This is a genomic window from Dietzia aerolata, assembly GCF_014144865.1.
Taxonomy (GTDB): Bacteria; Actinomycetota; Actinomycetes; order Mycobacteriales; family Mycobacteriaceae; genus Dietzia; species Dietzia aerolata.
In genome coordinates this window covers 1-6,093 of the sequence record NZ_JAALDM010000191.1, presented here as the reverse complement: position 1 = coordinate 6,093, position 6,093 = coordinate 1, and the positions used below count along the sequence as shown (strand labels likewise).

The following is a 6,093-nucleotide window of genomic DNA, read 5'->3' as shown; positions in this document are numbered from 1 at the left end:
CGGCGTCCCCGTCCGGGGCGGCGGTGCCGGAGGGGCCGTCGGGCGCGGAGCCGGGGGAGGAGGTCTGGTCCGCGCCGGTGTCCCGCGCGGCATCGGACTGTCCGCAGCCCGTGGCGCCGAGTGCGAGGGTTGCTGCCGAAAATAGGGCGACGACGACGACGGCGGTGCGGCTGGCCGGGGCGTTCCGGAAGCTCATGGACCGACCCTAAGTCATCCGCCTGTGAATTCGTGCTGATGACGACTAGTCTGAAGTCAATGGGTAGACAGATCGGTCTACCGGTGGCTGAGATGAGGTACTGATGAGTGTGCGCGAGGTGTTCGCCTTCCCCGAGATCGTCAACGATTACGCGGCCAGGTGCACGGCAGGCCTCGTGGTCGCGCTCGCGGTGATCACCATCGCCGTGCCCGCGCCCGTGCAGACCTGGCTCGCCGGCGCGCTGGCCGTGGGCTTCGCGCTCCGTGTGGCCGGCGGTCCCCGCTACTCGCCCTTTGGTCGACTCTCGGTGCATGTGCTGGCGCCCCGGGTCAGTGCCGAGCCGAAGATGGTGGCCGGTGCGCCCAAGCGGTTCGCGCAGTCGATCGGCCTGGTGATGTCCGGTGTGGCGTTCGGGCTGTTCCTCGCAGGGCAGACCACCGCCGCCTCCGTGGTGCTCGGTGTCCTGGTGCTGGCGGCGCTGGCCGAGGCTGCGCTCGGCTTCTGCCTCGGGTGCTGGATCTATGGACAGCTGCAGCGTGCCGGAGTGGTCTCGGAGGGTGCCTGTGTCGACTGCGCCGACATCTGGGCGCGCCCGGAGATGCGGGCCCGCAACTGAAGTGAGCAGTACCAATTTCCACGTTCGCGGGGTTAGTCTGACCGCCGTGACTACTCCTGATGATCATTGGCGTCAGCCCGGCGGACTTTCTGAGAACCCGTATCCGCCGCGTGGTGATCAGGCGTTTTCGGGTGCGCAGCCGACCATGGGGCAGCAGCCCGTGTACGGGGCGCAGCCGAACCCCGGATGGCAGCCGCAGGACGGCCCGCTGTCTCGACTCCAGGCCCGTCAGGAGGGGTTCGCGGGTCCGAGTATTCCGCAGGTTCACCGTGAGCCTCGCCGCGACCCGACCGGCTACATCCTGGCGTCGTTCTTCATCCCGGGCCTGGGATCCCTGCTCAACGAGGACATCCGTGGCGGACTCACCATCATGGGTATCCATTACCTCACGCCGTTCGTCTTCCTGGCGGTGCTGTTCTTCGGGATGTTCTCGTTCGGCTCGGATACCGGGATGATGGTTGTCGGCATCTCGACGATGGTGCTCTTCTTCGTGGTGTACGTCGGAACCTGGATCTGGGGAATGATCGAGGCGTACAAGCGCACCAAGGAGCACAACGAGTACTTCGGTTACGAGTAGGAGCCGGAGAGTCCCCGTGCCCCCGTGCCGCCGGGCAGTGAGCGCCGGCGGTCGTACGTGACGTCGACTACGCCTGAATCAGCGGTCCACCGGTGTCGTACTTGAGGGTTAGTATGCAGCCATGACATACCCCGCAGACGGCAACGGCGACGGCACCGACAATTCAGACGGTTTCTCCTCCAGCGAGTTCAGCGGAGACGGTACGTCCACTCCCTCGAGTAGCTGGCAGAACGAGCCCTCGCCGGGTACCGCCCCGGCCGAGGCGGAATCCAGCTCGGGCGACACGGTGGATGCAGGTTCGGCAGCCTCGTCGGACTCGGCGTCGTCCGATGTCCCCGGATTCGATTCGGGCAGCTACGGCTCGAGCTCCGAAGGCGCGTCCGGAGACGCGACCAGTGCCGATGCTGCCTCAGGTGCCGGTGCCCAGGGATTCGACTCCGGTGCAGCACAGTCGTACGGTGCCGCGCCGCAGTATGGCGAGCAGCAGTATGGCGCCGGCCAGCAGCAGTTCGGCGCCGGACAGCAGTACGGCCAGCCCCAGGCCGGCGGCGAGCAGCAGTACGGCCAGTCGTATGGTGCAGCGCCGCAGTATGGCGAGCAGCAGTATGGCGCCGGCCAGCAGCAGTTCGGCGCCGGACAGCAGTACGGCCAGCAACAGTACGGTGCCCAGCCCTTCGCCGGACAGGGCTTCGGCGCACCGGGGTACGGCGCGGTCCAGCCCGTCGACCAGTACGGCAAGCCCGTGTCGCGCAAGGATCCCGCGATCATGCTGCTGGCCTCGTTCTTCATCCCAGGCCTGGGCACCATCCTCAACGGTGAAACCAACAAGGGCGTCGGCATCCTCGTCGGCTACGTCGTCGGCTGGGTTCTGACCATCATCCTCATCGGATTCCTCATCGCCCTCGGCTTCTGGATCTGGGGCATGGTCGACGCCTACAACGGTGCCAAGGAATACAACGCCCGCCACGGCATGGCCTGACGCGCGGCAGGGCCGGACGCACGGCATGGCCTGACGCGCCGCCCGACCGAACAATGTCAGACCGAGCCCGGCTGCCCGCCGGGCACCCGGCCCCGTCGACCAGTCAGTGTCGACGGGGCCGGTGCATGTTGTCGTCGTCGTAGGATTTTTCTCTACCGCGGTCCCCACCGCCCCGGCGCACCGTTTCCGTAACCTGGACATATGACTGCGACCGACAATCCCAGCACCGACACCCAGCGCCCCTCCGGCCTGGACCTGCGGTACATCAACACCGACGTGCGCTCGCAGGACGACCTGTACCAGCACGTCAACGGCACCTGGATCCGCGACCACGTGATCCCCGCCGACCGCCCCATCGACGGCGCGTTCCTCGCCCTCCGTGACCTCTCCGAGGAGCGGGTGCGCGACATCATCACCGACGCGCCCGCCGACTCCCAGATCGGTGCGTTCTACGCCTCCTTCATGGACACCGACGCCGTCGAGGCCGCCGGCGTGGCCGCACTCGGGCCGGACCTGGCCGAGATCGACGCCGCCACCGACTCCGACGCGCTGGCCCTGGCCATGGCGCGGCTCGAACGATCCGGGATCGGTGGACTGATCGGCGCCTACGTCAACAATGACGCCAAGAACTCCACCGAATACATTCTCTACCTGGTGCAATACGGCATCGGGCTGCCGGACGAGTCGTACTACCGCGAAGAGCAGTACGGCCCCATCCGCGAGCAGTACACCGAGCACATCGCCCGGATGCTTGAACTGGCCGGACTCGCCACGTCCGACGACTCCCGCGGGCGCGCCGAGAAGATCGTCGCGCTGGAAACCCGCATCGCCGCCGCCCACTGGGACGTGGTGGCGCGTCGCGACGCCGACAAGACCTACAACCCCGTCACCTGGGACGAACTGCCCACCCTCGCCCCCGGATTCCCGTGGCACGACTGGGCGCGCGAGGTAGGCGGCACTGAGGAGACCTTCGGCCGGCTCGTCGCCATGCAGCCCGACTTTCTCACCGCCGTGGCCGACCTGTGGGCCACCGAACCGCTCGAGACCTGGACCGAATGGCTGCGCTGGCGCGTCGTCACCTCGCGTGCGCCCTATCTGACCTCCGACCTGGTGGACGAGAACTTCCGCTTCTTCGGCACCGCCATGTCCGGCACCGAGGAGATCAAGGCGCGATGGAAGCGCGGCGTCGCGGCCGTCGAGGCGGCACTCGGCGAGGAGGTGGGCAAGGAGTACGTGGCCCGCCACTTCCCGCCCGGCCACAAGGCGCGCATGGAGGAGCTCGTCGCCAACCTCACCGCCGCCTACCGGTACTCGATCAACCGGCTGCCCTGGATGACCCCCGCCACCCAGGAGCGCGCGCTCGCCAAGCTCGAGGCGTTCGTGCCCAAGATCGGCTACCCCGACGAGTGGCGCGACTACTCCGGGCTGACGGTGCAGGCCGACGACCTGCTCGGCAACGTCCGCCGCTCGGCCGCTTTCGAACACGACTATGAGCTGGGCAAGCTCGGCGGGCCCGTCGACCGCGGTGAGTGGCACATGACGCCGCAGACGGTCAACGCCTACTACAACCCGGTCATGAACGAGATCGTGTTCCCCGCCGCGATCCTGCAGCCCCCGTTCTTCGACGCCGAGGCCGACGATGCCGCGAACTACGGTGCGATCGGCGCGGTGATCGGTCACGAGATCGGCCACGGCTTCGACGACCAGGGCTCCAAGTACGACGGCGACGGCAACCTCGTGGACTGGTGGACCGACGAGGACCGCTCGGCGTTCAGCACCCGCGTCGACGCACTCATCGAGCAGTACCAGGGCCTCACCCCCGACGGCCTGAACCCCGAGTCCGACCACGTCAACGGCGCGTTCACCGTCGGCGAGAACATCGGTGACCTGGGCGGCCTGACCATCGCGCTGCTGGCCTACCGACTCGCCCTGGGCACCGACGGCGAGCCGGCCGAGGGCAACGACGTGGGCCCGGAGATCGACGGGCTCACCGGCATCCAGCGGCTCATCACCTCCTGGGCGATCGTGTGGCGGACCAAGACCCGCGAGGAGGAGGCCGCCCGCCGCCTGGCCGTGGACCCGCACTCGCCGCCGGAGTTCCGCTGCAACCAGGTCGTCAAGAACATCGACGACTTCCACGAGGCGTTCGGCGTGACCGAGGGCGACGGCATGTGGATGGCACCCGAGGAGCGCGTCAGCATCTGGTGATCCATCCCGGCGCCCGCGTCGGCGCGGGACCAGAGCGCTGACGGCGCGGTGACGGCGCGGGTCGGTAAGCCACCGGGCAAGGCTGGCAATGGCTTACGGTGCCTTATGTGATCAGCACCACACCACGTCTTGTCCGTCTCGTCGCCCTCATCGCCGCCGGAATGCTCGGCCTGCTGTCGGTATTGGCGGCGCCGACAGCCGGCGCCACTGATCCTGACTCCCGCCCCCATGTGCCCGAGAAATGGCAATGGGGTGCCGGGACCGTGGACATGATCCTGCAGGGGGAGACCTCGCTCCCGTTCGTCGACGACGACACGTGCAAGCCCAGTCCGCAGCATCCGAATCCCGTCATCCTCCTTCACGGGACCGGCGGCACCGGCGCGGACTTCGTCTCCCATGCGGCATCACTGGTCAACGAGGGGTACTGCGTGTGGGCACCGACGTACGGCAAGGGGCTGACCATCGGTCAGCACACCTTCGTCGGCGGGACCACGTCGATCCAGCACGGTGCCTCGCTGGAGGTGGCGGCGCTCATCGACCACGTCCTCGCCGTCACCGGGGCGGACAAGGTCGACCTCGTGGGGGTCTCCCTGGGCGGTGTCGCGGCGACGTACACGACCAAGGTGCACCGGCCGGACAGTGTCGGGAAGGTCGTCGGCATCGCCACCTACTGGGGACTGGGCGAGGTGACACCGGATGTCGGGCCACTGACTGAGGCCTTCGCCGGCAGCGCCGCATTCTCCCCGTTCCCGGCCATGGGCGAGCTTCGACCGGGCTCGGAATTCCACCAACGGTGGCTCGGCGAGTCCGGCTCGCCCTTCGTTCCGGGCGTGGAGTATACGGCCATCACCAGCGATACCGATGGCCTGATCCCGGCCGCCATCTCGTACGTGCCGGGCCATGGCATGCGCCACATCCGGCTACAGGACGGCTGCCCCGAGAACCAGAGCTCGCACCTGACACAGATCAACGACCCGCGTGCCGTCGATGCCGTGCACTCGGTGCTCGACCCCTCTGAGACGCGGCCCCTGAGATGCGTGCCGACCAACGGGCTCATCGGACCGCTGGGGCCGGTGCCACCGCGGTAGGGCCGGTCTGGCAGGGGTGGGTCAGCTGACCAGCTGCACGCCCGCGCCGGAGGCGGTGAACCCCCGGCCCGAGGCATCCGAGTTGCATGTGACCGCCGCGTCCGAGGCGGTGCAGGTGTAGCCGCGGGCAGCGAGCGTCTGCCCGGGTTGCAGCACCTGTTCACCGCGGGAGGTGGGTTCGCTGACGAAGATCCCCTGGGTGACGCACTCGGTCCCGCCGGCCCCGTCGGCGCCGAGCCACACCGCCACGTTCGCTGCCCCGCCGCCGACGCAGTCCGGCAACTCGGGCGGTGGCGGCATCTCGCCCTGGCAGCCCGCCGAGTAGTTCCCGGCCGCGCCGTCGCCGAAGATCGCGCAGTGGGCACCGGAGTCCGGGGAGAGGAAGAAGTACCCGTCGCCGGACTGGAAGGCCGCCGGGTCCACCGGGGC

General features: G+C 68.5%; 7 protein-coding genes. 5 read left to right on the top strand and 2 right to left on the bottom strand.

What is annotated here, in order from left to right:
• A partial coding sequence (locus G6016_RS11530; protein WP_206682307.1) for a hypothetical protein occupies window positions 1–196 on the bottom strand: 196 nt, incomplete at its 3' end.
• 103 nt (window positions 197–299) lie between these two features.
• Between G6016_RS11530 and G6016_RS11525 the strand changes: the two genes are divergently transcribed.
• The 5 genes from G6016_RS11525 to G6016_RS11505 all read left to right on the top strand — a co-directional run bounded on the left by G6016_RS11525 (window position 300) and on the right by G6016_RS11505 (window position 5,664).
• Complete coding sequence (locus G6016_RS11525; protein ID WP_182632792.1) at window positions 300–812, top strand: DUF4395 domain-containing protein; 513 nt, start codon at window positions 300–302, stop codon at window positions 810–812.
• A gap of 46 nt (window positions 813–858) precedes the next feature.
• Window positions 859–1,389 carry a hypothetical protein gene (locus G6016_RS11520; RefSeq protein WP_182632791.1) on the top strand — a complete coding sequence of 177 codons (531 nt, stop codon included), beginning with the start codon at window positions 859–861 and terminating at the stop codon, window positions 1,387–1,389.
• Between the two features lie 121 nt (window positions 1,390–1,510).
• On the top strand, window positions 1,511–2,368 hold the full coding sequence (locus G6016_RS11515; protein WP_182632790.1) for a hypothetical protein: 858 nt from the start codon (window positions 1,511–1,513) through the stop codon (window positions 2,366–2,368).
• A gap of 201 nt (window positions 2,369–2,569) precedes the next feature.
• Window positions 2,570–4,576: a M13 family metallopeptidase gene (locus G6016_RS11510; protein ID WP_182632789.1), complete on the top strand. Its 2,007-nt coding sequence runs from the start codon at window positions 2,570–2,572 to the stop codon at window positions 4,574–4,576.
• 107 nt (window positions 4,577–4,683) lie between these two features.
• Window positions 4,684–5,664: an alpha/beta fold hydrolase gene (locus tag G6016_RS11505; protein ID WP_182632788.1), complete on the top strand. Its 981-nt coding sequence runs from the start codon at window positions 4,684–4,686 to the stop codon at window positions 5,662–5,664.
• 21 nt (window positions 5,665–5,685) lie between these two features.
• On the opposite strand, the gene G6016_RS11500 is transcribed toward G6016_RS11505, so the two are convergent.
• Window positions 5,686–6,093, bottom strand: a 408-nt coding sequence (locus tag G6016_RS11500; protein WP_182632787.1) for a hypothetical protein, incomplete at its 5' end; no start/stop codon positions are given.